This window comes from Nonomuraea sp. IBHARD001 (assembly GCF_056106265.1).
The window spans coordinates 155,021-181,315 of record NZ_JBWBBW010000002.1; the positions used below are offsets into that span (position 1 = coordinate 155,021).

Genomic DNA, 26,295 nt, shown 5'->3' on the forward strand with positions numbered 1-26,295 from the left:
ATATCTACACGAGGAATATTCCCCGCGTCAACTAATGTCGTCTAAGGTATGAACGTGAGCACCTTTGACGACCCCCGGCTGACCGCGATCGGCCTGCTTTTCGAGGTTCAGGCCGGTATGCATGCGCGGATGCAGCCGGTGTTCGCCGAAGCCGGGCTCTCCGAGATCGACTTCGAGACGCTGATGCGGCTGGCCCGCTCGCCCGAGCACCGGCTGCGGATGAGTGTGCTCGCCGCCCAGACGGGCCTGTCGACCAGCGGTGTGACGCGCGTCGTCGACCGCCTCGAACGCGAGGATCTGGTCGCGAGGCAGGCGTGTTCCACCGATCGGCGTGCTTCCTACGCCGTGCTCACGCCGAAGGGCGAGGAGCGCATGCTCGCGGTGCTGCCCAAGCATCTGGGCGACATCGAGTCCTCGTTCACCGGCCTGCTGGCGCCCGCCGAGCTGGAGGCGTTCCTGGCCACGTTGCGTGTCCTGCGTGCCGTGGTACGGCCGTGCGCCAACGCGGGGGCGGAGGGCGATCGGCCGTGCCCGGAGGCGATCACTCCATGATCGTGGCACGGCTCAGCCCGGCTGCTGGGGGATCTCGCCCCTGAGCTTGGCCATCGCCCGCGAGACGGTGCTCTTGACCGTGCCCACACTGATGCCGAGGGCGTTGGCGACCTCCGTTTCGGACATGTCCTCGTAGTACCTGAGGACGATCGCCGCCCGCATCCGGCTCGGCAGCCGGTCGAGTGCCTGTTCGAGCACCTCGGTCAGATCGCCCGCGCCGCTGTCCCTGGCGAAACTCACCGGGATCTCGGGCAGTTCCTCGGCGGGGTACTCCTCCAGCTTGCGCCGCCGCCACTGCGAGATGTTGATATTGACCATCGCTCGCCGTACATACCCGTCAAGCGCTGCTCTGTCGTGGATGCGGCCCCAGGCGAGGTAGGTCTTGGTCAGCGCCGACTGCAGCAGGTCCTCGGCGTCGGCCGGGTGGCCGGTGAGCTGGTGCGCGGCCCTGAGCAGAGCCGGACCCCGGGCCTGGACGTACACGCGGAACTCCTCGGCGGCCTGGTCGTCGGCCGCGCCCTGAGGTACGGCGGGCCCGGGAGGCTCGCCGCTCTCGTGGAGGAGCTCGCTGAGAGTCTGCATCGTCGTCAGAATCGCAGCCGTCGCCCCAGTTCCGGCTGAACTGGAACCCATGATTCATGCTGTCACTGACAAAGAAAGGTCAAGATCGGTGGCAGGTTTGCCCACCGGTGGTTGTCTACACGTTCCACCAGGGATGGGTATTTTGCTCTCTTCCGGGGTGAACTGTGTAGCGTGCGGCCTTCTCATGTGAGGCTGTATCCGACAACAGAGGAGGGCCCGATGGCGTACCCGAACATCGAGCGCCGTCGCCTGCTGGCGGCTGCCGCGCTGGGACGTGAGGCCGGCCATCCCGGGCCCGAGCCCCGCCCGGCCGATCCGAATCAGGACAGTACGCCCCCTGACCCGCCGAAGGCCGTGATCGGCCAGATCCTCGACATCAGCCCCCATCTGATCACGATCGAGAATGTCGAAGGCGTCCAGGAGCGGCTCGTCATCGCCCCCTGGGCCGAGGCCTGGCGCGACGGCGCCCTGCCTCCCGCCGATCTTCCCGCGGGCTCCCGCGTGACCATGCGTACGCTGCGCGGCGGCAAGGTCGTCGAACGCATCTGGGCGGACATCACCCGGGTCACCGGGGTCATCCTCGCCGTCAGCGGCAGGCGCGATCTGACCGTCGAGCTTGACTGCGGCCCCCATCGAGGCCGCCGCTCGGTCGTGATTCCGTATCGCGCCACGGGCCGGATCAGGGTACGGCATCCGCAGTTCGAACCTGGGTTCCTGTTCGATGCGATCGGCCTCAGGTACGACGGCGGCACGATGGCGCTGCTGCCCGCCGCCTCCCAGCCCGCCCACCCGGCTCGCGCCGTGCCCGTGCCGCCTCCGGCCTACAGCGGGATGCAGTCCCGCATCTCGGGCACGGCGACCTGGTCGGACGCCTTCGACGAGGGCGAGCGTGGCGCCGCCTATCCGATGGTGGAGCGTTCCGATTCGGGTTGCCCCGATGGCGAGACGTCGTGTGTCGGCCTGCCGTACCTGTCTCTCGGGTCGTTGCTCAATGTTCGCAATGTCTGCTCCGACCAGGGGAGCAATGTGGCGATCGTCGAATGTGGATGTATGGCCGGGCGCTTCTGCGACCGGTGTGTGGAGTGTGGCACGTCACCGCGGGGACGGATTCTTGAGCTGTCGCCCGCTTCCTTCGTCGAATTAGGTGGGGAACTGACCAAGGGGTGTTTCAATGCCCGGGTCGGAATGGGGTGAATGGCGTTGCTCGGATCGCAGCTTCCCGTCGTGATCGCGCTGTTGGTCATGGGCGCCGTCGCCAAGGTGGCGACCGCCCACATGGATGTGGAGCCAGGCGGCCTGACCCGCCTCGGGCCTGCCGTGCTGGTGCCGGACAGGTTCAGGACGGCGGCCATGTACGCGTGTGCGGTCGGCGAGCTCGTCATCGCCGCCGGACTGCTGTTCGGCGAGCTCGAACTCTTCCGCTGGGGAGCGGTCGCGTTCTTCTCGATGTCCACCTATGTCCTGCTTGAGCTGCGGAGGCGGCGGCCGGACGTCGGGTGCGGCTGCTTCGGCGAGGTCAGCGCGGCTCCCATCGGGCTGCGCTCGATCGGCAGGGCGGTCGTCCTGGCCGCCATGTCGCTGCTGTCGGTCTGGTCGGCCGGGCCGACCCTGTCATGGCTCACGGCGCTCGGCGTCCTGGCGATCGCCGTACTCTCTCCCGAACTCGAGGAGGGCATCGATCGCATCCGCTACCGGGCACCGTGCGAGCACCGCTCCGCCTCCCCGGGTGTCGCCCTCACCCGGCTCCGCGCCAGCACGACGTGGCGCTCGCATGCCGCCCTGTTGAGTACGGCCGAGCCGTATGACAGCTGGCGTGAGCTGTGCTGGCGGTTCTTCGTCTATGACGGGGTATCGGCCGAGGGGGAGAAGGTCGACGTGGTGTTCGCGGTGTACTTGAGCGGGAGACGCCCGGCTGTTCGGGTGTCGTTGGTCCCGCAGGTGTCGGAGGCGCTGGAGCCGCAGCCGGTCGAGGAGTCGTCGCTGCCCGAGACTCCCGCACTGCCCGCGGCGGCCTCGTTGAACGAGCCGCGACCCGCACGGGGGACCCGGGAACTGCTGGCCGCACCCGTCATGGGCGACCCACCGGCTGCCTCGGCCGGGGAGTCTGAGTCGATGGTGCTGTACGGGGCGCCGAGTTCGCCTGAGTCTCGCGCCCTGGTCACGTCGGTCGCGCTGGCCGCCCTGGAACGCGCCTCCGTCGAAGCGCACACCCCGCCACCCCTGCCGCCAGGCCAGACCATCCTCGGCCCCCCGCTCGACCCCCTCGACCCGCTCGACGGCAACAAGAAGTACGCCCAGCACAGCCCAACCCAGGGGACGCAGGGCGGCACCCCCACCACGGAACACGCCCCGCCGGCAGACATCCCCGCAGCCCCGACGTCACCCCAGGCGGCAGGGGGCAACGACACTCTGCAGAAATCTATCGCCATCTCGGCAAGACGCTAGACAGTCGTAGATTCCTACAGAAGGGCGCGTTGATTTGACTCTATTGGGTTATCTAGCTTCCCCACTAGACAACCCAATAGAGGACTAGGAGTGCCGTCTCAGACGGGCTGAGCACGTAGGAACCTCCCGAAATGCGGCACAGTGAAGGCGATCAGCCCACGCTCGGCGCTGTAGATGAGCCCCTTCTTGATGAGGCTGTCACGGGCGGGCGAGAGGCTGGAGGGCTTGCGGCCGAGTGCGTCGGCCACGTCGGCGGTGGCGACCGGCTCGTCGCCGATCGAGGCCATCGCATGCATGTAGTCACGCTCGGCGGGCGTGGCTCGCTCGTAGCGGCTGCCGAAGAAGCCGACGGCCAGCTCCTCCTCGGCCTCGGGTGCCGAGACCTTGATGTCGTCGACGGTGATCGGGCTGCGCGGTGCGAAGTCCCAGGCGACCTTGCCGTAGGCCTGGACGAAGTAGGGGTAGCCGTCGGCCGCCTCATAGAGGGCGTCGAGCGCCTCGGGGGTGAACTCCACCCCTTCGCTCTCCGCAGGGGCGAGCAGCGCCAGATCGGCGGCATCACGGTCGAGCCGATCGATCCGGGCATAGCGGAAGAGCCGCTCGGAGTAGCTCTTGCTGGCCGACAACACACTGGGCAGATGGGGAAGCCCGGCGCCGACCACGATCAGCGGCCCGCCGGTCTGCGACAGCTCATGGCAGGCGGCACACAGGGCGGAGACGTCAGGCGCCTGCACGTCCTGCATCTCGTCGATGAACAGGGCGATGCCGACGCCCAGATCGGTCGCCACACTCGCGGCGTCGACGAACAACTCGGTCAGGTCGATCTCCAGGTCGCCCGAGTCGGCGCGACCACGGCTGGCGGGCACCTCGATGCCGGGCGACCAGTGCGACGTGCCCTTGGCGGCGGCCGGATCGCGCATCGCGAACGCCTTGAGCACGCCGAGGAACTCCTCGATGCGCTCGGGCGCCCGGTGACGCGGAGCCAGCTCCCTGATCGCCATGTGCAGGGCGGCGGCGACAGGGCGGCGAATCGACTGGTCGGGCCTGGCCTCGATCTTGCCGGTGCCCCATAGCCGCTGCATCGCCATCGACTTGAACGTATTGAGCAGGACGGTCTTGCCCACACCACGCAGGCCGGTGACGACCATGCTCCGCTCGGGGCGGCCACGGGCCACCCGCTCCAGCACGATCTCGAACTGCTGCAGCTCGCGATCGCGCCCGGCGAGCTCAGGGGGACGCTGCCCCGCACCGGGGGCGTAAGGATTGCGCACGGGGTCCACGCTCTCGGACTTTATTGCCGGATATAGCGGCCGTCTTAGATTTCCGAAGAAAGCGCTACGGCGTGTCTGGGGAGGGATGCTCGCCACGGTCGCCAGCGACATGCCGCCCTCCTCACCTGCACAGATGGGTCCGAACCCGTGTTCGATCTGATACCCAGAACTGTAGCGCGGCATCGAACAGGTGCGCGATAGATTCGAGTAAAGATCTTCGTAACCCGGGCGAAGCGCCCCTGCCTGGCCACCTTCAGCCCCTGTGGCCAGGGAAAAGAGGCCTGTGATCCGACGTCGCGAGCGGCCCGCACACGTTCGACATGTGTTCGATCAAGCCGCGGGAGAGGGTGTTCGATCAAGCCGGGAGCGCCGATCCCCAAAAGCCCCTCAAGCCTCCAGAGCCTCTCGCGACCATAGGCGCCCAGCCCCTTGTGGCTCGTAGCCCCAACCCTCTTACGGCCCTAGGCGCCCAGCGCCTCGTAGCCCCCACTCGCCTACAATCACAGGCGCCCAAACCCCGTGAGGCCGCAGCCCCAACCCTCTTGAGGCCAAGCAATCATATATGATCTGCTATGTGCCTATGAGCGAGCCGACCGCAGGAGCGGTACCCCCGCGCGCATCGCGCGAGACAGTAGTCACCGTCACCGGCGAGGTCGCCCCCAGCGCACTCGGCGTCGTCCTTCCCCACGAACACCTCCTGAGCGACTTCACCGCCCCTGACCACGCCCGATCCGAACACCGTCCATCCGAACACCGCCCGCTCGCCATGGCCCACCTCGGCGCCATCACCATGGGCCTGCCGAACCCCGACAACCTGCTCCTCACCGACGAATCCCTCGCGATCGCCGAGGCCACCGCGTACCGGTCGGCGGGTGGCGGCACGCTGGTCGACCTCACGACCCCGGACCTCGGCCGCGACCCGGCGGCCCTGCGGCGCATCGCCGAGGCGAGCGGCCTGCACATCGTCATGGGCACGGGCCGCTACCGCCCCCGGAACGGCGACAAACCGCACGACGAGCTCATCCGCGACCTCACCGAAGGCGTCGACGGCATACGCGCGGGCATCATCGGGGAGATCGCCGCGCTCGACCCGGACGTACCCGAGGAAAAGGCGCTCCTGATCGCCGTGGCCCGGGCGTCGGCCGCCACGGGAGCCGCGATCTCGCTCGACCGCAACGACGACCCGGCCCTGCAGCAGCGCGTACTCGACCTGCTCGCCGCCGAGGGCGCCGACCTCACGCGGGTGGCCGTCGGGCACTGCGACGCGCTGTCACCGTGTGTGGACGACCTCGAACCACTCCTCGAACGCGGGGTGTTCGTCCAGTTCGACCGTCTGAGCAGGCTGCCTTCGGTGCTGAGTGTGTCCGACGACCAGGACGTCGCCGCCGCCGTGCTCGAACTCGCCCGCAGAGGACATACCGATCACCTCCTGCTCTCGCACGACGTCTCGGCCAAGTCGGACCTTCTGGCGTACGGCGGAGGCGGCTACGGATTCGTACTGAAGCAGTTCGTGCCGTACCTGGGGATGTTCGGCGCGGACGAAAGCCTCATCACCGCCATCACCGTACGAAACCCCCAGCGACTCCTCACCCAGAAGGCGGGCTCATGAGCCGATACGCGTTCGAGATTCCGAACATCGCCGGGCAGGCTCTCACCGTCTCCGGCCCGGTCGATCCCTCGACGCTCGGCGAGACGCTCATGCACGAGCACATCTTCGTCGACCTGCGGCGCCCGCCGGGTTTCCGCCGTCCTGGCGAGGACGCCCCCGAGGCCGCGCTGCCGCTCACGCTCGGCGACCTGGCCAGGGTGCGGCACGGCGGTCCGAGCGCGGACAACGACGTGATGGGCGACTTCACGGAGATGCTGGAGGAGGTACGCGCCTTCGCCGAGGCCGGAGGCGGCACGATGGTCGAGGTCTCGCCCATCGGCCTGGGCCGCGACCCCGAGTCGCTACTGCGGCTCTCGCGTGAGAGCGGGCTCAACATCGTCATGGGCGGCGGCTGGTACACCCCCACCTTCCACCCGGCCGACATGGCCGAACGTGACGTCGACCAGCTCACCGACGTCATCGTGCGCGACATCGCGGTCGGCGTCGGCGACACCGGCATCAGGTCGGGGGTGATCGGCGAGGTCGGCGCCGAATCGGCCCCGCTGACGGAGAACGAGCTCAAGGTGGTCCGGGCCAGTGGCCGGGCGAGCCGGATCACCGGCGCCCCCATCACCTTCCACTTCGGCGGTGTCGGCGAGGAGAAGTTTCGCGTTCTGGACATCCTCGACGAGGAGGGCGTCGCCCCGTCGAACATCGTCATGGGCCACGCCATGGACGTGCTCGGCGACGCGTCGTTCGCCGATCGGCTGCTGGCACGCGGGGTGTTCGTGGAGTTCGACTTCCTCGCCTCGCCCGGCAGCCCCTGGGGCCACCTCGTCCTGACCAGCGACCACAAGATCGCCCGCGGAGTCGCCGGCCTCATCGAACGCGGATACGCCGGACAGATCGTCCTCGGTCACGACGTATGCCAGAAAATCCAACTCAAGAGGTACGGCGGGCAGGGCTACGACTACATCCCGCGCTACTTCCTCCCGGCCCTGCGCACCCTCGGCGTGAGCGACAAGGCCATCCACACCATCATGGTCGAGAACCCCGCCAAGGCCCTGACCTTCGCCGAGCCGAACTGACGAGCCGACTGACGAGCCGACTGACGAGCTCTGAACAGCGGAGGGCGCGGACAGCCGGCCGCGCCCTCCACCGCTCAGTGCCCGTGCCCCACGTGCTCGCCCGAGCTCTCCGCCCTGGCCGGGAGCAGCAGTGCGGTGATCACCACCGCGACCGACAGCACGGCGCCGACGATGAAGGCCAGCTGCATGCCGCCGAGGGTGGCGAGCACCTGGGTGGCGCCCTCCGCCTTCAGCGTCTCGGAGCGCACGCTCATCAAGGTGATCACCAGCGCCGTGCCGAAGGCGGCGGCGACCTGCTGAAGCGTGCTCAGGATCGAACTCCCATGGGAGTACAGATGAGGAGGAAGCGCCCCCAGCCCCAGCGTGAACACCGGCGTGAAGGACGCGGCCAGGCTCACCATCAGCAGGGCGTGCAGCCCGAGCAACTGCCAGTACGGCATGGTCATCGTGACCTGGGTGAACCCGGCGAGCGCCAGCGTGATGCCGACGGCGCCGGGAATGACCAGCACCCGCCCGCCGTACTTGTCGAACAGCCGCCCGACGGTCGGACCGAGCAGACCCATCGCGAGACCACCGGGCATCACCAGCAGACCGGTCTCCAGCGCGTTGAGCCCGCGAACGTTCTGCAGGTAGAGCGGCAGCAGGATCATCGATCCCAGCATCGACATGAACGCCACCGACATCAGGATCAGCGACACCGTGAACGTGCGATGCCGCAGCGTGCGCAGGTCCATCAGCGGTGAGTCGCGCTTCTGCAGCGCCAGCTGGCGGAACACGAAGATCGCGATGGTGACCAGTCCGGCCGTCACGATCGCGACGGCGGTCCAGACGTTGCCCTGGCCGAACCGGCTGAGCCCGTAGACGAGGCCACCGAAACCGGCGGCCGCGGTGATCACGCTGAACCAGTCGATCGTGCTGTAGACCGGCTCACCGACGTTCTTGAGCCGCTTCAGACCGCCCCAGGTGATCAAGGCGGCGATGGGCAGCACCACGAGGAACAGCAGCCGCCACGACCCCGCCTGAAGGATGACGCCCGAGATCGCCGGACCCATCGCCGGGGCGACCGACATGGCCAGCGTCACGCTGCCCATGACCCGCCCCCTGTCGCTCTCGGGCACGACCTGCATCAGCGTCGTCATCAGCAAGGGCGCCATGATGGCCGTGCCCGACGCCTGGATGATCCGCGCGGCGAGCAGCACCTCGAACGTCGGCGCCGCGGCGGCCAGTGCCGTACCGACCAGGAACAGGCCCATCGCCGTCGCATAGGCGTGCCGGGTGGACACGCGCTGCAGGAACCACCCCGTGATCGGGATGACGGCGGCCATGGTCAACATGAAGGCGGTCGACAACCACTGCGCGGTCTGCTCGGTGATGCCCAACGCCGTCATCAACCGAGGGATCGCATTGATCATGATCGTCTCGTTGAGGATGACCACGAAGGCGGCGAGCACCAGCAGCCGCACCACAGCCGGAGTACGGCCTGGCGCGGTCGTAGCGGGCTTGACGGGTGAGTCGAGCTTTGGACTGGACACGGAACCTCGTTCGGGGGTCGTCGGACACAACGTGGTCGGGCGACCCATCCTGACGGCCGCCACCGACAAAACTCAGCGAGCCCGTCCACCCTCCCGGTAACCCCGGGCGCCCGTCATCTGCTTTTTCGGGCGGCGGCAGCCGTACCAAGGCCCACGACCTGCGAGAACGAGACCTGCGAAGACCCGCAGAATGCCTCCGGGCAAATCCTGGAGGCCCAGATCACCCCGGATGACGCGTGGGACCAGAGGGAAGGAATGATTTTCGGATTTCGTCAGGTTTGGTGGTGGTAAGCACGGACAATGCCTGATGTGAAACCAAATCAGTGGGTGCCGACAGGCGCAGCGGCTGGTGACAGCGGTCCGGTGAGGTACGGCCCGGCGGGCTCACGCCGAGCCGGGTACGGATGCGAGCGGTAGGGACACCGATGCCGAGGGCGGAGACGCCACCTCAGGGATCGAGCTCGGCGCAGCCTCGGGCACACGTGGTCTGCCGGAGGACGGCCGGGTGAAGAACAACGTCCGCGGCACCGGCGACGCAGGCGGCGGCGATCAGAGTGTGGTCAACACCGGCAGCATCCACGGCGACATCGTGCTGGCGAGCACGCCCTTGGCGTGTTCCGCGTACCGCGACCAGGTGAAGCAGATCTTCCCGTGGAAACTGCTCGGGAGGGAGTCCGAACTGGCCGAACTGGCCGCGTTCTGCACCGGCGACGACACCAGGCACGGCTACGCGTGGTGGCAGGGTGAGGCGTGGGCGGGCAAGTCGGCGCTGATGGCGGCCTTCGTCCTGGACCCGCCGCCGGGCGTGCGCGTCGTGTCGTTCTTCATCACCGCCCGCTACGCCGGTCAGAGTGATCGCGGCGCCTTCCTGCCGGTGGTGATCGAGCAACTGGCCGAACTGGTCGGCCAGCCGATGCCGGGCCTGCCGTACGAGGCCATGCAGTTGGGGTGGTTCGCCAGGCTGGTGGAGGAGGCGGCCGAGCGGTGCCGTGAGCGCGGCGAGCGTATGGTGCTGGTGGTCGACGGGCTGGACGAGGACCTGGGGGTGAGCGTCGGTCCGGGAGCGCACAGCATCGCGGCCCTGCTGCCCGCGGTCCTGCCGCCTGGAGTACGCGTCGTGGTGTCGGGCCGCCCGCGCCCTCCGGTGCCCACCGACGTGCCCGTACGGCATCCGTTGCGCGATCGGGAGATCGTACGTGTGCTCAGGCCTTCGCCCGAGGCGCGGGTGATCAGGGACGACGCCGAGCGCGAGCTCACGCATCTGCTGTTCGGCGGGCAGGCGGAGCGCGACCTGCTGGGGTTCCTCGCGGTTGCCGGAGGCGGCCTGAGCAGGGAGGACCTGTCCGAGCTGACCGGTGTCGCGGCCTCCGCCATCGAACGGCAGCTACGCGGGGTGCTGGGACGGACCTTCAGCAACCGCGACAGCGTCTGGCGCCCGCAGAAGGGGAACGGCGTCCTCATCCTGGCCCATGAGGAGCTCAGAGCCGCCGCGATCAGCGAACTGGGCGAAGCCGCCGTCGACGGCTACCGGCAGCGGATCCACACCTGGGCGGCGGGATACCAGGCCAAGGGCTGGCCGGCCGGGACCCCCGAGTACCTGCTGCACGGGTACCACCGGATGTTGTACGCCGCCGGTGATCTGGGGCGGATGGTGACATGTGCCACCGATCGCACACGACTGGACCGGATGCTGGACATGAGTGGCGGAGACGCCGCGGCACTGGTGGAGATCGCCGTCTGCCGTACGGTGGCCGAGCAGCAGAACGATCTCGATCTGGACGTGATGGTGATGCTGGCGTGGACCCGGGAGTTCCTGGGGGACCGCAATGCCAACATCCCGGCCGGACTGCCGATGGTGTGGGCCAGGATCGGCAACCTGGCACGGGCCGAGGCGCTGGCCCGTTCCCTCACCGACCCCGACTCCCGTGCTCGGGCGCTCAGCGGTCTGGTGGGCGTTCTCGGGCAGGCCGGGCGTTTCGAGCGGGCGGAGGCGGTGGCTCGTTCGATCGACGACTTCGACTCCCGTGCTCGGGCGCTCAGCGGTCTGGTGGGCGTTCTCGGGCAGGCCGGGCGTTTCGAGCGGGCCGAAACCGTCGCGAGCTCCATCGGCGACCCGTACCGGAGGGCGCTGGCGCTGAGCGGCCTGGTGGGGGCGCTGCTCGAGACCGGGAACGGCGAGCACGGTGAGCGGGTGGCCCGGTGCGCCAAGGACGTCGCGTGCTCGATCGGCGATCCGCACCTGCGGGCACAGGCGTTGAGCGGCCTGGTGGGCGTGCTGGGGCAGGCCGGGTGCTTCGACCAGGCCGAGAGCATCGCCCACTCCATCGACAACCTGCACACCCAGGCCCAGGCGTTGAGTGGGTTGATCGGGGTGCTGTTCGGCGCGGGGGGTGGTGCGCGTGGTGAGCGGGTGGTCCGGCGTGCCGAGGTGGTCGCCGCCCTGATCGAGGACCCGTACTTCCAGGTCAGGGCGTTGAGTGGGTTGATCGGGGTGCTGTTCGGCGCGGGGGGTGATGTGCATGCCGAGCGGGTGGTCCGGCGTGCCGAGGTCGTCGCCGCCTCGATCGACGACTCGTACTCACGGGTTCGGGCGCTGTGCACCCTGATCGGCGTGCTGGCCCGGGCGAGGGAGTTCGACGAGGCCGAGCGGCTGGGGGAGTGCGCCGAGGACGTCGCCCGTTCGATCGGCGATCCCTACCATCGGGGTCATGCCCTGAGCATGCTGGTGGGAGTGCTGGCCGACGCCGGGTACCTCGCCAGGGCGGAGGTCGTCGCCGGTTCGATCGAGGACTCGTACTCGCAGGCCCAGGCGCTGGCCAGCCTGGCCGACGCGTTCGCCGGGGCCGGTCATCTGGGCCGGGCCGAGGCCGTCGCCTCCGCCATCGGTGATCCGGACACGCAGGCTCTGGCTCTTGGCGGCCTGGTCGGGGCGTTGCTGCAGGCCGGGGAGCGTGACCGGGCCGTGTGGGTGGCCCAGCGTGCCGAGGTGGTCGCCCGTTCGATCGGCGATCCGTACTACCGTGCCCAGTCGCTGCACAGCTTGATCGGGATCCTCGCCGGAGCCGGGCAGTTCGACCAGGCCGAGGCGGTCGCACGTTCCATCGGCGATCTGGACCCGCGGGCCCAGGCGCTGGGCGCCGTGACCGTCGCTCTGGTCAAGGCGGGGCGTTTCGGGCGGGCCGAGACCGTCGCCCGCTCGATCGGCGACCAGTACTCCCAGGTACAGGCGCTGGGCAGCCTGCTGGTCGCCCTGGCCGGGGCCGGGCATGCCGATCATGCCGAGTGGGTGATCCAGCGTGCCGAGGTCGTCGCCGAGGCCATCGGCGATCCGCTCGCCCGGACCCAGGCGCTGAGCGGCCTGGCCGACGCGCTGGCCCGGGCCGGTCATCCCGGTCAGGCCGAGAAGGTGGCCCATCGGGCCGAGGACGTCGCCCGCACCATCAGCGACGCCTACCACCAGGCCCGAGCGCTGACCAATCTGGCCGTCGCCCTCGAACGGACCGGGCACGCCGAACGGGTCGAAGTGGTCGCCCACCAGGCCGAGGCCGTCGCCCGTACCATCGTCGAGCCGGACTCCCGCGCCCGCATCCTGTGCGGCCTGACGGGCGCGCTGGCGCAGGCAGGGCACATCGACAGAGCCAAAGCGGTCGCCTGCTCGGTCGACGACCTGTACTACAGGGCGTTGGCGCTGGGCAGCCTGCTGGTCGCCCTGGCCGGAACCGGGCACGCCGACCGCGCCGAGTTGGTCGCCCACCAGGCCGAGGCCGCCGCCCGTACCATCGGGGACCTGGACTACCAGGCTCGGGCGCTGAGCAGTCTGTCTGATGCTCTGGTCCAGGCCGGGCGTCTGGACCATGCCGAGACCGTCGTCATCTCCATTCTCGATCCGTACTACCGTGCGCGGGCCCTGAGCAGCCTGGCCGGGGCGCTTTTCCGGGCGGGAAATGTGGATCGTGCGGACAAGGCGGCGCTGCGTGCCGAGTTCGTCGCCGAGGCGCTCGCCGATCCGTACCAGGAGGCTCGGGCGCTGACCGGGCTGGCGGGGACACTCGCCAGGGCGGGGGATGTTGATCGTGTGGTGAGGGTCGCCGAGGTGGGGCACGCTGATCGCGCGGTAAGGGTCGCCAAGGCGGGGTACGCCGATCGCGCGGTGAGGATCGCCAAGAACGCCGAGGGCCTGCTCAAGTCGATTCCCGCCCAGGACGACGGGGATCGCGTCTCGCGAGGCCTGGTCGAAGCCCTGGCCTGGGCCGGGAGCCTCGGCGATGCCGAGAAGGTCTCCGCCATCATCAATGATCGGGACGGTTACGCCCAAGCCTTGCGCAGTATCGTCGACGCCTACGCCCATGCCGGGAACTGCGACCGCGCGGAGTACGCCGCGCGCTACATCCGCGACCCCGACGGTTACGCCCAGGCCCTGCGCAGCATCGCCGGAGCCCACGCCCGTGCCGGGAACCACGAACGCGCCGAGCAGGTCGCCCGTGCCATCGCCAACCCCGACTCCCTGGCCGACGCGATCACCGAACTCGTCGACCACATCGAGCCCAGGCAGGCCCGCCTTCTCATCGCCTGGGCGCTGACCGTGGCCAGGTCGCACGCCCTCCTGCCCGCGACGGTGAAGGTCGACCCGTCGATCAGCCTGCGCCTGGTCGACACCATGCGGGCGCCGACCGGGCTGTAGGCGTGGTGTGCGCTGGCTACGCTGTCCGTATGTGTACGTATGCGATGGTCACCTACAAGGTCCACTACGTGTGCGTGCCCTGCCGTCAGAGCCACAAGCTGCCGTGGGACGACGCGGAGCACCTCTGTACGCGTTGCCGTCGGCCGATGGCCTGTGCCGGTCATGATTTCGCCGCGCCGCGTAAGTCGAAGGCTCGTGAATGGTCGGCGGTGGCGGCCGTTCTCGGGGCCGGGCTGCGTTACGACGGCTTCGAGACGTGCGGCTGCGCCAGGGAGCCGAAACGCCGGCCGCGTACGAGCGCGCAGGTCCGGGCACGCCGCCGGATCGCAGCCCGCGAAGGCCTGACCGAGGCGGCGGCGTTCGCGCTGTAGGCGGGCGGTTACGGCATGATCTACGGCTTGGCCTTACGGCTTGACGGCTCGGGTGGCGAAGTAGCCCGGCAGGTACCGGGCGGTGGCGTCCGCGTGGTGCGGGGCTTCGTCGAAGTGGGTCAGCGTGAAGCCCGCCGCGAGCTGGCCGCCGATCTGCCCCGAGAGTGAGTGGCTGTACTCGATCGGCCCGGTCCCGTACGCGCGCTGCCGTTCGGCGTCCGGGAGGTCCAGGCTGCTGAACGGGAGTGGGTGGCGTACGACGAGCTCACCCCGCTCGTCCAACGCGGCGACGTCGAACAGGAAAAGGTCCGGGTTCATGAACCCGGTCATCAGGATTCCACCCGGGCGGAGCACCCGGAACGACTCCCGCCATACCGGTGCCAGGTCCGGGCAGAACACAGTCGAAACCGGGTTGAAGACGACATCGAAGCTCGCATCCGGGAACACACTCAGGTCGCGCATGTCGCCGAGCACGGTCCGGACGTCCAGCCCCTCGCGGGTAGCGACCTCCCGATCGCGCTCCAACTGCCGCGGCGAGTTGTCCAGCACCGTCACATCCGCCCCCGCCGCCGCCAGCACCGGCCCCTGCTGCCCTCCCCCCGAAGCCAGGCACAACACCTCGACGCCTACCAACTCCTCCGGAAACCAGCCATGCGGGACCGCTTGGTAGCCGATCAGCACGACGGACCAATCCCCGGTTCGTGCCCTGGCGATGACCTCCGGGCCGACCGGTTGCGTCCATTCGTTGTCGCTGTCCACTTCGCGGTCCCAGGCGGCCCGGTTGTAGGCCACGGGGTCAAGGCTGTCGGTCATAGCTGGGGAGCCTAGGGGGTGGCTGAGGGCGGCGGACGCGTGGAGGGCATTCGGTAGATCACGTGCTCATCGCCCCTACGTGGGGTCACAACCAGAGCAACTGCACGTGGGCGGCGCGGGAGGCTTCCTGTTCTCGTCGCCCTACGAGGGGTCGCAACGAGGCGCGCTCCCAGAGCCAGGCGGCGACCAGCGGGGCGGCGAGGCGGAAGATGGCCTCGGCCAGGCTATGGGCATCCATGCTCGACAAGACGGCGGCGAGCACGGTGAGCGCCCATGCCGCGATGCCGTCGATGCCGGCCGAGTAGTTCTCGCGCATGTTGCGCCTGGCGCGGACCGTCGAGGTGATGATCGCGACCTCGATGAAGGTGAACAGCAGCAGGCGTAGTGGGCCGTCGGGGCCGAGGACGTCGCCGAAGAAACACCACATGCGTTCGGCGGACACACCGGTGGCGATCGCCACAACCACAATGGCGAGGACACCCTCCGGCGCTTTGCCGGAGCAGGCGGCGGGTGTTGCGCCAGGCGGTCCACGCGAGGCCGAAGCCGAAGGGGAGCGCCGCGAGCTGCAGCCAGGGGAGAATCCACCTGACGGCACCCGGGATTCTAAGTAGTTTTTGCATCGATCGGCCCTCTCATGCACCTGGGGTGGTCAGTAGTGGAAGGACTCGCCGGGCCGGCAAGCCCGGCGGGTCTTCTGCGCTCAGGGGGCGTGGGGCGGCCTCGCCTCGAACCCCTCCAGATGGAGAACGAGGCCGCCGAACCCGGTCACCGCGGAGCCCTCGAAGCGAGGCCGTCGGGGCTGCTATGCGGCGACCGGGGATCTAGAACGAGGCGTGCTCGGCCTCGGGTTCGGACTTGGACAGCGCGTCGGCCTTTGCCTTGTCCACGGCCGCGAGAAACTCCCGCAGGAGCGCAACGGCCCGCGCTTTCGCTTCCCTCTCGGTGTCGCGCGGATGTGCACCTGCTCAAGCGAGGCCGTGATCGCCTCTTGCTCAGTCCGCCGGTGACGGACGAGGAGCGGGACGCCGAGGGGTTCGACCTCGCACTCTGGGATCCAGGGAGCTTGCTGCCTTGGTCTCCCTTCCGGGCCCGGCCACTTGCATATGCAAGATGACTGTAGGCTCACTGTACTTGCATATGCAAGACACTGAAAGGGGTTGGTGTTCAATGGCGGAATGGATCACGCAGAGGCGCGGCAGCGTTTCGCGCAAGCTCGGGTCGCCAGGCTGGGGACGGCCGACGCAGATGCTCGTCCTCACCTGGTACCGATCACGTTCGACCTCGATGGTGATCGTGTGGCGTTTGTGATCGACCACAAGCCCAAGCGGACTCTCGACCTGAAACGCCTGCGCAACATTGCCCAGAACAGTCGGGTCAGCCTGATCGTCGATCACTACAACGACAACTGGGAGCAGCTCTGGTGGGTGCGGGCTGACGGCAAGGCTGTCATCCATGAAGACGGGCCGGAACGGGCGCGCGCTGTTGAGCGGCTCGCCGCCAAGTACTGGCAATATCGAGGGCACACCCCAGCGGGCCCTGCTGTGATCACTACCGTTGCGTCGTGGAGCGGTTGGGCCTACGCGCGCCCAGCGGAGTAGGAGCCCTCATGATGAGCGCGCCATTCAGGCGTATCGCCGACGATCTCCGGCGAGACATCCTTACCGGGGTACTGCCACCAGGGGCGCTGGTGCCATCCGAGAATGAGCTCGCTGCCAAATACAGCACCACACGCACCACCGTTCGCAAGGCCCTGGCAGAGCTCAGGGCGCAGGGCCACCTGAGCAGCAGCCAGGGTGCCCGATCGCGCGTCCGGCACCAGGCGCCACTCCTGATGCAGACCACTGGATCGATTTGGCGAGAGCGGCGTCAGAGCGGTGCCAGCAACTTCAACGCACAGTTGGCATCGGTCGGGCAGAAGGCCGAGCAACGGCTTCTTGACGTCTCGACGAACCGGGCGTCGGCCGAGGTAGCTGAGCACCTGGGGTTGACCGAAGGGGATGAGGTGATCGTCCGGAGGCGCCTGCTGCTTGTCGACGACGAGCCTGTTCAGCGAACCGACGGCTACTACGCCGCCGCCTTGTTCGGGGCCACCCCGCTGAGTGAGCCGCGCAGGATCGCTGGCGGCGCGTCCGCCTACATCGAAGATGTGATGGGACGGCGTATCGTCCGCTTCGTTGAACGCGTGCAGGCGCGTATGCCGCTGCCGGACGAGAGCGCAGACCTTCAGATCGGTCTCGGCGTCCCAGTGGTACGCATCCTCCGCAAGGCGCTTGATGTCGACGGGGCACCGCTTGAGCTGCTCGATTCGATTGCGGTCGGTGACCGCCACATCTTCGAGTACGTCATCGATGTCCCCTAACAGGATTTGATCGTCGAGGCGCGGGCCCCGCTGGCACCGTGTGGCGGCGCACCCTGAAGGCCCCGTTCGGGGCAGGTCGGGGCCGCTCACTCGTTGACACGAAGTGCACGATGGTCAGAGCTGATCGCCCAGCGCGAGCCGCCTGGACGCGTCTATCGCGCGCTGTTCGGCGTTGGCGCACCGTACCGCTTGGGCATCTCAAAGGAGCTCCCACCGAACTGGCGCATGCCGTCCATCTCGGACCCACCGTTGGCGAACCAGGTATCGGCGGCGAAGTGGCGGAGTTGATGGGGATGGATCCGCTCAACGCCAGCTTGCTCGCATCGTCGCTCGATCATCTGGTAGATCCCGGACGAGTGAGTTCCTTGCCGTGTGACCCCAGCCGCATCCCGCCTATGTGGGCGAGGTCGTGCTTGGCGCGCACGCGCATGTACCTGGTGAGGGCCTTGCTCATCTTGGGGTCGAACGGCATTGATCGCCACTTGCGACCTTTGCCCATGATGAGGACGACGTCCTGATCGAGTCCACCCGTTCGACCAGCAGGGTTGCCAGCTCGGCTACCCGCAGGGATCCGGGTTCGCGGAAGAGGTGGATGATCGCCTCGTCGCGGCAGTTGTCGTGGTCCTTGCCGCTGCAGATGGCCAGCAGCTTCTGCACGTCCTCGCGGGCCGGGACGGGGATCGGGGCGTCCTCGCCCTGGGGTTCTCCTAAAACGCGCATCGGGACTCTTCCTGGTCGATGGACTCCTCGTCGGCCATCCAGTTGTAGAAGCGCCGCCGGCTCCTGAACCGGTTCGCGGTCGTGATCTCGCTGCGGGTCTCGATCAAGTGGAGCAGGAAGCCGGCGCTCTCCGCCTTGGCGAGCTCTTCCAGGTCGGCGCCATCACTGTAGGCCTTGAGTTGCTCGACTGCCTCGACGTATCCCTGGACTGTGCGCTCCGAGCGGCGCAGCAGCTTGAACTCGCGGGCGTGGTCGCGCCACAGGAGGATGTTCGCCGGGCTGGTCAGGCAAGGGGCAGACGGATGGAAGAGGTCGCCATGCGCGCTCCAGGGGGTTGGAGCCACTCTGAGGCCACGTGGCAGATCAGAGGGTTAGTGAGCGCCATGGTAGGCACAAAAGACAACCCGGACCAGAGTTTCCCCTGGTCCGGGTTCTACAGTGCAGCCGGAGGTACTCGAAACCCCAACCTTCTGATCCGTAGACAACGGCGGGGGTGGGGTCGGGAGCTTTGTGCGCTGGTCAGAGGTGTGATGGTGTGTGGAGGGGTGGGCTGTCGTGTGGCTGGGTTGCTGTACGTCCGTGCTGTACGGCACCCGCAGATTCGAGGGCAAGCGGACCCGTACCGCAGAACCGTCAAGGCCTGAGGAAACCCCGTAGATCAATGTTGAAGCATCTGCATGCTCAGCTCTAGGGCGCCTTGATGCTGGAAACTCGTACGACAATGAGAACTCCGGTCGTGACACTGACGGTAGCTTCCCCTAACGGTTGTGCCCCCTCATAGGGACCAATGAGGACCAGCGGGCAGTACACGGCCCAGTTGGCGGCGCGTTGAGTCCCTCATGAGGGCGATGAGGACGTGGCCGAGCTGCAGCGCCTGCAGCTGCTCAAGTCCATGTTGAGATCCCTTGTAGGGGCGATGAGGACCACTACCCCCTGAGTCGGACCAGAAGGGCATCGTCTAGTTGAGACCCCTCGTAGGGGCGATGAGGACACAGCGACGTCGTGTCCCTGCTCGGCAACCTGTTCACGTTGAGACCCCTCGTAGGGGCGATGAGGACCCCACGGTAAAGCCGCAGGTAGGCGCATGAGTCAATGCCTGGGTTCCTGCTCACTTTGCAGCGAACCTCCGGTCGTGCACGTGGACCGGCGGGTCTGCTGCATCCGGCCAAGATCGTATCTGCCGGTTCGCGTCTGGCGGCTCTGACAGTATGGCGATCATACGTGCTGTCGCTTGTGCAAGCTTGCGCGAAAGAGTCAGCTCTCGAACACATTCTTCAGTAAATGGTGCGAAGTTGTAAATCACGGCAAGTCCACTCCTGTGACACGCTTTGACGTCGTCGAGCTCGGCAAGATGCTATTGGGCAGTCCGGGTCGAAAGGGAGTCTTAGGTGCTTTCGTCCCCGCATCCGGCCTAGGCGCCCCAAAAGGTCAAATCAGTCATTTCAGATTAATTGCCCACTATTCAAGATCATTGCTTGTTGGTTGGGTTTTTGTCGGTGCCACGCCATAGTGTCTGCCTTGCCCTTCTGAGGGCGCTGAAGGAGGTGGATACAGTTGCGGCTTAAGGTGCTGATTTCGACATCGGCGTCGGAGTTACCGTGGAAGAGCGTGCTGGCACCCGGACGAGGTGTCGCCTACGGCCTTCTTGCCGCCACAGCAGCGGACCTGGGCAGATGGTTGCATGACAAGGGGATGGGCCCCCACGGCATGGTCCCGTTCGGCTATGGGGCTCCCGTTTTCACCAATGCGTCACGTCGTCACGGTGTGTATGCCGCCGGGGGGCCGGGTGTTTGGGAGCTGGGTAGCCCTCTCCTGGGGGCGGTGGAGGGATGGGCGGCTGCTCTGAGGGGCCGTGAACTGCTGGACTGGGACGGCGTCGCATTCCGGGTTCGGGCGGTCGAAGTGATCGACTCTCCGGACTTCGACTCAGGGCGTGCGAGGTTCCGCACGGAGACTCCTGTTGTGATGAAGGGGTCCGGAAGGGACGAACACGGGATTAGGGCGACCCGTCAAGCCTGGCTGCTCCCCAACGAACCGGAGTACGCCGTCTACTTCGAGGGAAACCTGCGGCGTAAGGCGGAGACGCTGGGACTCGACCCGGACATCACTCTGGAGCAGATCACCTGGGTGGGACCGAAGCGCTCGTTCGTCGTGGGCTCGGGAGCCAAGCCCGGCGCGGCCGTGGAGGTCGAACTTCGAGGGGCGCCGGATACGTTGCGGGCCATCTGGAGTTGGGGGCTGGGGCAGGCCAACGCGGCCGGATTCGGTTGGGTGACGGCATGACCGATGTGTCGCTGGCGTTGACCGCTCATCCCCTGCAACGGGTAGGCGCGTTTGCTCTGGCCAAGCTCGCGGGCAGCTCCAAGCCGGCGACGGTGAACGATACGGCCTTGGGCAAGGCCATGGGCGAGATCACTGAGCACGCGGTCACCGCCGCGCTGGTCAGGGACACCAAGCGAGAAGACGCCTTCTGGCTGAAGTCGAGTTTGTCGTTCTTTCCGAACTCGCCGATGTTCCACCCGTCCAATGGAAAGAAGTCGGACGCCCAGATCGAAGAGGCGGTGCGCAAGTGGCGCACCAGGCCGGAGCCTTCGGTTCATCCTGCTGCGACCTGTGTGCTGTGTGGGCGGCAGGCGGTCAAGTTCTTCGGCAAGCTCGATGTGCCTTTGGCCGAGAGCCACATCTATCGGAACTCGACTCCTCGTGGCCATGAGGGGATGGCGCTGTGCTGGTCATGTGTGTCCAGCTTCTACGCGTTGCCGTATGGGTGCGCGCTGACAGGCGGGCCGGCGATCGCACTGCACAGCTGGGATGACCGCTTCCTTTCGCACACGGTCTCGCGTCAGCTCAACCGCAATCGACGGGCCATCGCAGTGGGGCAGCAGGCCAAGGGAGCTGTGTCCCGCGAGGCGGTTGCCTTGTGGGCGCTACGGCAGTATGGCGAGCGAGTCACCGCGGGCGTCGAGTTGATGGTGTTCAGCAACAACAACAAAGGCCAGAGCCTGGAGATCTACGCGCTGGATCAGCCGCTCGCTGAGTGGATGCGCAGTACGTCGCGGCAACCCGACCGGCGCTCCGGCTTCGGCGCGCTATTGCAGGCTCACCGTTTCAAAGACCGGCCCGGCATCGTAGCCCTCGCACGCAACGCCTTTAGGGCACCGGAGCGAATTCTGGGCACGTGTGCGCGCTACATGACGTCGCGTTTGGACGAAGGCGGCCGAGTACCGCAAGACGTCGCCGCGCTGGCCAATCTGTGCTTCTCGTTCGTGATCGAGGTGATGAATGTGAATCCAAAGGATCTAGCGGAGATCAAGGCAACGGCAGCGAAGGTGGCGCTGTTGCTCGCGTCGGAGAAGTCCGGCGGCAAACTCAAACAATTTCACGCCAATCTCAAGGACACCAAGCGAATGCGCGCCTGGCTTCAGCGAAGCGCCGTCACCTGGGCCTTGGATTCCCCCGACAAACAAGACGGGCCGCTGGTGACCACACGGGCATTCGAGCTGCTCTTTGACCCGAATTCGGACACCCCTGCCTGGTTCCACCGTCAGATGTTGCTGGTAGCCGTACTGGAAGAACTCCATAGCCAGGCTTGGAGGCCGCAGGACGGCGCCCAACTGGTCGCAGAAATGGCCGACGAGAACGAGATACATGACGATGATCGGCACTACGCCGACGGTGAGGAGGACGAGTGACGTACCTGGCAGGCAAGATCGCGCTCGATATCGTCGCGGGCGCCCCGAACAACGGGCAGGGTGAAGACAACGTCGCCAAGGTCAAGCAGGTGTACATCGGCCGAGATGCGCACCCCTATGTGTCGGCGCAGGCGTTTCGTCGTTGGCTGCGCGATTCCCTCCCGTGGGACGAGCCGAGATCTCCAGTCACCCGAACCGGGACCGGGAAGAAGCAGCAGGCTTACACGGCTGGCCGACCTGACCAGTTCCTCGACGACGACCTGTTCGGCTACATGGTGGCGCTGAAGGGCGAGGGCACCTGCCAGCGGGACACCGTCCTGGCGACAGGAACGTTCCTCTCGGTGTCGCCGCGCAAGCCGACGCAGGACTGGGGCACGATGAGCCGCGGCTTCGGGGCCGGGGAGAATCCGGTTATCCACGAGCACGAGTTCTATTCAGCAGAACTCGCCGGCGATGTTCTTCTCGACCTTCCCCGAATCGGCGTCTTCGAGGTCGATGGCTCAGGGCTGAAGGTCGCCCTTACAGCCAAGGCGGCATCTGAGGCCAAAGACCTGGGGGCCGAGGAGACGACCTTCCGCGGGGTTTCCTCGCTCAGACTGTCGATCGAAGAACGTCGTCGCCGTACGGCGGTGCTGCTGCGAGGTATGTCGGCGGTCCGTGGCGGTGCCAAACAATCCCTGCACTATGGCGACCGGACGCCGGCAATGGTGCTGCTGGCCCCGATGAAGGGCGGCACGAATCCGTTCACCCGCATCCTCGCTTCACGCAATGGCCGGTGTGTGTTCGCCGCCGACGTGCTGCGCGAGGAGATCGGGGAGTGGGCCGACGAACTGGACGGGCAGGTGCTTCTCGGCTGGGCGCCCGGCTTCCTTGGCGAACTGCGAGACAAAGCGATCACTGACTTGGACGACCTCATCACTGAGGGGAAGATCCGCATCGACCACCCGCGGAAGATCCTCAACGGTCTTGCCGACGCCGTCGAAGGTGGAGCGCACGACTCGTGGTTCGAGGACGCGACAGCATGACGATGGAAGCGTTGGAGGCGACGGTCACCGCACCGATCGTCTCCTTCCGCAATCCGCTGTATGCCGGGGTTCAGGTGGGCTTGCCGTGTCCACCACCCTCCACGGTCGGCGGTCTTCTGTCCGCCGCCGCCGGTGGATGGAGCAATGTCGACCCCGCGTTTCGCTTTGCCATGGCATTCCACGCTCGCGGCAAGGGCGTGGACCTGGAGACGTACCACCCCCTCGACGCAACGGGGAAGAAGGCCGACCCCACCCCGCGTACCCGGGAATTCCTGGCTGACGTGACCCTGACGGTGTGGCTCCTCGATGAGATCCCCCTGTGGGAGCGACGTCTGAGGCGCCCGGTCTGGCCGCTCCGGCTCGGACGCAGCCAGGACCTCGTGTCAGTACGAACGACGCGTGTCCGCCTCGCCGATGAGGCAGGTACGCAGGGCGGCGCGCTCGTCCCGGCCGAGGCGACTCACATGGGAACTCTGATGCGGTTGCCCACTGCGGTTAGCCTCGACCGGACTCGTACCCGCTGGGACGCATACCGGTTCTCTGTCACCGGTGTTGCAGACCAACTGATCGCCGATAGCTATTCCGACGAGCATGGCCGCGCGGTAATCCTGCTTCCTCCGGCGCATCCGAGTCATGCGCAGCCGACGCCGGTGAGCTGATGGACCCGGTTCCCTACCTCTTGGCCAAGAGCGCGCAACGTGGCCGCCCTGCTGAGTCGCTGACGTCGCATCTGCTCAGCACGCTCAACGCGGCTGGCGCCCTCCAGCGGCGAGTAGGTCGTATCAGATTCGCGGAGGATCTGACCGAGGAGCGGTTCTGGTCGGCGGTACGGCTGGCCGCTTTGGTTCATGATGCCGGCAAACTGGCGGACGGTTTCCAGCGCATGCTTCGGGGGCGCGTTCGCAGTTGGGGACACAGGCATGAGCTGCTCTCTCTGGGCTTTCTGCCTGCCCTTATTGCCGATCCACTGCTCCGGATGTGGACGGCCACGGGAGTGATCACCCATCATCGCCCTTTGACAGGGAACCACAGATCGCTCCAGCACCTATATGGCGCCGTGAGCCCCGCAATCGTGGCTGCCCAGATCGGCGTGATTCCACAAGGTGAGGCAGCCAAGCTTGCTGCGTGGCTGGCCGAGACGGCTAGAAACGCGCACCTGCCCGTCAGCGACGCCGACGGCGACACTGATCTGGTCGATGCTGCCTGCCGTTTGCTGGACCAGATGCTGGATCAATGGGACGGCGACCTCGAAGGCGACGGCCTCGGCCTCGCGGCTGTGCTTGTCCAGGGAGCCGTCACTCTCGCGGATCATCTTTCATCCGCAGACGGCACGTTGCACTCGCGCCAACCTATCGATGCTCGCTTCCGGCCCGCGCTGGAACGAGCCTGGACGATGAAGGGCCGAGAGCTATGGAGCTTTCAGAACGACGCCGCACTGATTGATGGTCATCTTCTGCTCCGGGCCCCGACCGGCAGCGGTAAGACCGAGGCGGGTCTACTCTGGGCGGCTTGCCAAGTAGATGCCATCGCCGACGCGACAGGCGGGAGCCCACGGGTCTTCTTCGCTCTGCCTTATCTGGCGTCGATCAATGCCATGGCCAAGCGCCTCGACGCCATGCTGGACGAGCTTCAACTCGGTGCGGCCGACGCCGTCGGTGTGGCCCATTCGCGCGCGGCCTCCTACCACCTGAGAACCGCCATCTGTGGTGAGGACGAAGTCACGGCTGCTCAAAAGGCCGTTGCTCGCGCGGCTGCGACCAAGTTGTTTCAAGAAACGGTCCGCGTGGCCACGCCGTACCAATTGCTTCGGGGAGCCTTGGCCGGGGCTACGCATTCCAGCATTCTCATCGACGCGGCCAACTCTGTCTTCGTCCTGGACGAGTTGCACGCCTACGATCCACGGCGTCTCGGCTTCATCCTGGCTTCTGCTCGGTTGTGGGAGCGCATCGGTGGCCGCATCGCCGTCCTGTCGGCGACTCTGCCGACGGCGCTTGCCGACCTGGTCGTTGAGACCTTGGAGAAGCAGGTTAGCTGCATCGATGCCTCGGACTTGGGCCTGCCTGTGCGGCACCGGCTCAGGCTCCGGCATCATCACCTCACCGATGCCGCGGCCGTCGAGGAGATGAAGGGTCGGCTGCGGGATGGGCAATCGGTGCTTGTTGTGGCCAACAACGTGGCCGCGGCGCAGCAGCTGTTCGACGAACTGGCGCCGCTTGCCCGCGACCTCTTCGGTGAGGAGGCCGCGATGCTGTTGCACGCTCGCTTCAAACGGGGAGATAGATCGCGGATCGAGTCTCGGATCTGGGAGCGATTCCGGACCCGCCGTACCCCTCGACTGCCCGGCCTTCTGGTGGCGACCCAGACCGTAGAGGTCAGCTTGGACGTCGACTTCGACGTGCTGGTCACGTCCGGTGCGCCGCTGGAAGCGTTACTCCAGCGCTTCGGCCGGGTCAACAGAGTCGCGGAACGGCCTCCTGGAGATGTGATCGTTCATGCTCCTGTCTACGCTCGCCGGAACAAGAGCCGCCCGCAGGAGTACGCCGATGGTGTCTACCCGCGCGAACCCGTGGATCTCGCGTGGCAGATCCTCTGTCGTCATCAGGGCGATGACGTGGATGAGCGACATGCCACCGGTTGGCTGGATGAGATCTACGCCTCAGATTGGGGCAGCCAATGGCGGCGGGAGGTCCGCGCGCATAGAGACGAATTCGAAACAGCCTTTCTGAAGTTCGACCACCCGTTTGACGACCGATCCCTACTGGCAGAGGCATTCGACACGCTCTTCGATGGCACGGAGGCCATCCTCCAGGACGATATCGACGCCTATACCGAAGCCTTGGGTCAGGCCGGTGGCAAGACTGGGCGACTGCTCGCCGAGGAACTCCTGATCCCGATGCCGCACTGGGCCGGCAAGCTCACCCGCTACGAGCGTCAACTCGACGTGCGAATCATCAACGGTGACTACGACCCCGAGCGTGGACTTCTATCCGTGTCCGGCCCAGTCGCGCAGTCCTATCAACCTGGAGAGGTGCTGTGATCAGGGCAGACGATGTCGGAGGTGTACACATCAAATACCTATACCACTGCCCTCGCCAGCTGTGGCTGTATGTGCGAGGAGTCCGCCCCGAACATCTCAATGCAAGTGTTCAGCTCGGCGAAGCCGTACATGAGACCAGCTATACCCGCACCACTCCGGTCGATCTTGGCGTCGCGAAACTCGACCATGTTGACGGTCGCGCATGGGTGCACGAGGTGAAGTCATCATCTGGCCCTTCCTCTGCCGATGAAGCGCAGGCAATGCACTACTGCTTGCGGCTTCGCGCGGTCGGCATCCCTGCTCAGGGGGGAATTCTTCACTATCCGAAGACGCGACGAACCAAGCGAATTCCATATACGGAGGAGAAGGAGCGGCAGGCGCAGGAGGATATTTCTGAAGTCCTGCGCGTGATCTCAGCTCCTGTATCGCCTCCGCTTGTGTCGCGCACGAAATGCCGAGGTTGTTCCTATCTCGACTACTGTTGGAATGAATGACGCCTGCTGCGGCTCGAACGTATTGGCTGACGACAGCCTGCAGAA

General features: G+C 66.8%; 22 protein-coding genes. 15 read left to right on the forward strand and 7 right to left on the reverse strand.

The genetic code is table 11. The annotated features are described in order from the left end of the window. The first annotated feature begins 48 nt into the window (after nucleotides 1-48). Nucleotides 49-552: a MarR family winged helix-turn-helix transcriptional regulator gene (locus ACTWNK_RS02845; RefSeq protein ID WP_474301924.1), complete on the forward strand. Its 504-nt coding sequence runs from the start codon at nucleotides 49-51 to the stop codon at nucleotides 550-552. Nucleotides 553-564: 12 nt separating this feature from the next. Here ACTWNK_RS02845 and ACTWNK_RS02850 read toward each other — a convergent pair whose 3' ends face one another. After that, nucleotides 565-1,134 (reverse strand): SigE family RNA polymerase sigma factor, encoded by a 570-nt coding sequence (locus ACTWNK_RS02850; protein ID WP_474301925.1) that lies wholly within the window; start codon nucleotides 1,132-1,134, stop codon nucleotides 565-567. 219 nt (nucleotides 1,135-1,353) lie between these two features. Between ACTWNK_RS02850 and ACTWNK_RS02855 the strand changes: the two genes are divergently transcribed. Together ACTWNK_RS02855 and ACTWNK_RS02860 are read left to right on the forward strand one after the other, a co-directional pair. After that, nucleotides 1,354-2,328, forward strand: a complete 975-nt coding sequence (locus ACTWNK_RS02855; protein ID WP_474301926.1) for a hypothetical protein — start codon at nucleotides 1,354-1,356, stop codon at nucleotides 2,326-2,328. Nucleotides 2,329-2,358: 30 nt separating this feature from the next. After that, nucleotides 2,359-3,579: a MauE/DoxX family redox-associated membrane protein gene (locus ACTWNK_RS02860; protein ID WP_474301927.1), complete on the forward strand. Its 1,221-nt coding sequence runs from the start codon at nucleotides 2,359-2,361 to the stop codon at nucleotides 3,577-3,579. 98 nt (nucleotides 3,580-3,677) lie between these two features. Here the strand turns inward: ACTWNK_RS02860 and ACTWNK_RS02865 are convergent, their stop codons facing one another. Next, nucleotides 3,678-4,850, reverse strand: a complete 1,173-nt coding sequence (locus tag ACTWNK_RS02865; protein ID WP_474301928.1) for an AAA family ATPase — start codon at nucleotides 4,848-4,850, stop codon at nucleotides 3,678-3,680. Between the two features lie 580 nt (nucleotides 4,851-5,430). On the opposite strand from ACTWNK_RS02865, the gene ACTWNK_RS02870 reads away from it, so the two are divergent. Further along, the gene (locus ACTWNK_RS02870) at nucleotides 5,431-6,459 is read left to right on the forward strand and encodes a phosphotriesterase family protein (protein WP_474301929.1); all 1,029 of its coding nucleotides are present in this window, start codon (nucleotides 5,431-5,433) and stop codon (nucleotides 6,457-6,459) included. Next, entirely contained in the window at nucleotides 6,456-7,526 is a 1,071-nt protein-coding gene (locus ACTWNK_RS02875) for a phosphotriesterase family protein (RefSeq protein ID WP_474301930.1), read from the forward strand. Before ACTWNK_RS02870 ends, ACTWNK_RS02875 begins: the two co-directional genes overlap by 4 nt. 74 nt (nucleotides 7,527-7,600) lie before the next feature. Here the strand turns inward: ACTWNK_RS02875 and ACTWNK_RS02880 are convergent, their stop codons facing one another. Next, on the reverse strand, nucleotides 7,601-9,058 hold the full coding sequence (locus tag ACTWNK_RS02880; RefSeq protein WP_474301931.1) for an MDR family MFS transporter: 1,458 nt from the start codon (nucleotides 9,056-9,058) through the stop codon (nucleotides 7,601-7,603). Nucleotides 9,059-9,563: 505 nt separating this feature from the next. Here ACTWNK_RS02880 and ACTWNK_RS02885 point away from each other — a divergent pair. Together ACTWNK_RS02885 and ACTWNK_RS02890 are read left to right on the forward strand one after the other, a co-directional pair. Beyond that, entirely contained in the window at nucleotides 9,564-13,739 is a 4,176-nt protein-coding gene (locus ACTWNK_RS02885) for a hypothetical protein (protein WP_474301932.1), read from the forward strand. Between the two features lie 29 nt (nucleotides 13,740-13,768). Beyond that, nucleotides 13,769-14,110 (forward strand): hypothetical protein, encoded by a 342-nt coding sequence (locus ACTWNK_RS02890; RefSeq protein ID WP_474301933.1) that lies wholly within the window; start codon nucleotides 13,769-13,771, stop codon nucleotides 14,108-14,110. A 33-nt stretch (nucleotides 14,111-14,143) separates the two neighbouring features. Here the strand turns inward: ACTWNK_RS02890 and ACTWNK_RS02895 are convergent, their stop codons facing one another. Continuing rightward, the gene (locus ACTWNK_RS02895; RefSeq protein ID WP_474301934.1) at nucleotides 14,144-14,923 is read right to left on the reverse strand and encodes a class I SAM-dependent methyltransferase; all 780 of its coding nucleotides are present in this window, start codon (nucleotides 14,921-14,923) and stop codon (nucleotides 14,144-14,146) included. Nucleotides 14,924-15,008: 85 nt separating this feature from the next. Next, nucleotides 15,009-15,383, reverse strand: a complete 375-nt coding sequence (locus tag ACTWNK_RS02900; RefSeq protein WP_474301935.1) for a hypothetical protein — start codon at nucleotides 15,381-15,383, stop codon at nucleotides 15,009-15,011. 715 nt (nucleotides 15,384-16,098) lie between these two features. Between ACTWNK_RS02900 and ACTWNK_RS02905 the strand changes: the two genes are divergently transcribed. Then, on the forward strand, nucleotides 16,099-16,521 hold the full coding sequence (locus tag ACTWNK_RS02905; RefSeq protein ID WP_474301936.1) for a TIGR03668 family PPOX class F420-dependent oxidoreductase: 423 nt from the start codon (nucleotides 16,099-16,101) through the stop codon (nucleotides 16,519-16,521). Nucleotides 16,522-16,529: 8 nt separating this feature from the next. Beyond that, the gene (locus tag ACTWNK_RS02910) at nucleotides 16,530-17,282 is read left to right on the forward strand and encodes a GntR family transcriptional regulator (protein ID WP_474301937.1); all 753 of its coding nucleotides are present in this window, start codon (nucleotides 16,530-16,532) and stop codon (nucleotides 17,280-17,282) included. 450 nt (nucleotides 17,283-17,732) lie between these two features. Here ACTWNK_RS02910 and ACTWNK_RS02915 read toward each other — a convergent pair whose 3' ends face one another. Next, nucleotides 17,733-17,939, reverse strand: coding sequence for a hypothetical protein (locus ACTWNK_RS02915; protein ID WP_474301938.1), 207 nt, complete (start codon nucleotides 17,937-17,939; stop codon nucleotides 17,733-17,735). Nucleotides 17,940-17,989: 50 nt separating this feature from the next. Beyond that, on the reverse strand, nucleotides 17,990-18,346 hold the full coding sequence (locus ACTWNK_RS02920) for a phage integrase N-terminal SAM-like domain-containing protein (RefSeq protein ID WP_474301939.1): 357 nt from the start codon (nucleotides 18,344-18,346) through the stop codon (nucleotides 17,990-17,992). 1,210 nt (nucleotides 18,347-19,556) lie between these two features. On the opposite strand from ACTWNK_RS02920, the gene ACTWNK_RS02925 reads away from it, so the two are divergent. The 6 genes from ACTWNK_RS02925 to ACTWNK_RS02950 are packed head-to-tail and all read left to right on the forward strand — an operon-like array spanning nucleotide 19,557 to nucleotide 26,250. Continuing rightward, complete coding sequence (locus tag ACTWNK_RS02925) at nucleotides 19,557-20,285, forward strand: CRISPR-associated endoribonuclease Cas6 (protein WP_474301940.1); 729 nt, start codon at nucleotides 19,557-19,559, stop codon at nucleotides 20,283-20,285. After that, nucleotides 20,282-21,694, forward strand: coding sequence for a hypothetical protein (locus ACTWNK_RS02930; RefSeq protein ID WP_474301941.1), 1,413 nt, complete (start codon nucleotides 20,282-20,284; stop codon nucleotides 21,692-21,694). The genes ACTWNK_RS02925 and ACTWNK_RS02930 overlap by 4 nt, the downstream gene beginning before the upstream one ends. Further along, nucleotides 21,691-22,719, forward strand: a complete 1,029-nt coding sequence (gene cas7i, locus ACTWNK_RS02935) for a type I-B CRISPR-associated protein Cas7/Cst2/DevR (RefSeq protein ID WP_474301942.1) — start codon at nucleotides 21,691-21,693, stop codon at nucleotides 22,717-22,719. The genes ACTWNK_RS02930 and cas7i overlap by 4 nt, the downstream gene beginning before the upstream one ends. Next, complete coding sequence (cas5, locus tag ACTWNK_RS02940) at nucleotides 22,716-23,378, forward strand: CRISPR-associated protein Cas5 (RefSeq protein WP_474301943.1); 663 nt, start codon at nucleotides 22,716-22,718, stop codon at nucleotides 23,376-23,378. The genes cas7i and cas5 overlap by 4 nt, the downstream gene beginning before the upstream one ends. Beyond that, nucleotides 23,378-25,756: a CRISPR-associated helicase Cas3' gene (cas3, locus tag ACTWNK_RS02945; protein WP_474301944.1), complete on the forward strand. Its 2,379-nt coding sequence runs from the start codon at nucleotides 23,378-23,380 to the stop codon at nucleotides 25,754-25,756. Before cas5 ends, cas3 begins: the two co-directional genes overlap by 1 nt. Beyond that, nucleotides 25,753-26,250: a CRISPR-associated protein Cas4 gene (locus ACTWNK_RS02950; RefSeq protein ID WP_474301945.1), complete on the forward strand. Its 498-nt coding sequence runs from the start codon at nucleotides 25,753-25,755 to the stop codon at nucleotides 26,248-26,250. The genes cas3 and ACTWNK_RS02950 overlap by 4 nt, the downstream gene beginning before the upstream one ends. The last annotated feature ends 45 nt before the right edge of the window (nucleotides 26,251-26,295 follow it).

Bases quoted from the DNA above. Each gene is read 5' to 3' on its own strand.
- ACTWNK_RS02845 (WP_474301924.1), top strand. From the start codon at position 49: ATGAACGTGAGCACCTTTGACGACCCCCGGCTGACCGCGATCGGCCTG.
- ACTWNK_RS02850 (WP_474301925.1), bottom strand. From the start codon at position 1,134: ATGCAGACTCTCAGCGAGCTCCTCCACGAGAGCGGCGAGCCTCCCGGG.
- ACTWNK_RS02855 (WP_474301926.1), top strand. From the start codon at position 1,354: ATGGCGTACCCGAACATCGAGCGCCGTCGCCTGCTGGCGGCTGCCGCG.
- ACTWNK_RS02870 (WP_474301929.1), top strand. From the start codon at position 5,431: ATGAGCGAGCCGACCGCAGGAGCGGTACCCCCGCGCGCATCGCGCGAG.
- ACTWNK_RS02875 (WP_474301930.1), top strand. From the start codon at position 6,456: ATGAGCCGATACGCGTTCGAGATTCCGAACATCGCCGGGCAGGCTCTC.
- ACTWNK_RS02890 (WP_474301933.1), top strand. From the start codon at position 13,769: ATGTGTACGTATGCGATGGTCACCTACAAGGTCCACTACGTGTGCGTG.
- ACTWNK_RS02895 (WP_474301934.1), bottom strand. From the start codon at position 14,923: ATGACCGACAGCCTTGACCCCGTGGCCTACAACCGGGCCGCCTGGGAC.
- ACTWNK_RS02905 (WP_474301936.1), top strand. From the start codon at position 16,099: ATGGATCACGCAGAGGCGCGGCAGCGTTTCGCGCAAGCTCGGGTCGCC.
- ACTWNK_RS02910 (WP_474301937.1), top strand. From the start codon at position 16,530: ATGATGAGCGCGCCATTCAGGCGTATCGCCGACGATCTCCGGCGAGAC.
- ACTWNK_RS02930 (WP_474301941.1), top strand. From the start codon at position 20,282: ATGACCGATGTGTCGCTGGCGTTGACCGCTCATCCCCTGCAACGGGTA.
- cas5 (WP_474301943.1), top strand. From the start codon at position 22,716: ATGACGATGGAAGCGTTGGAGGCGACGGTCACCGCACCGATCGTCTCC.
- cas3 (WP_474301944.1), top strand. From the start codon at position 23,378: ATGGACCCGGTTCCCTACCTCTTGGCCAAGAGCGCGCAACGTGGCCGC.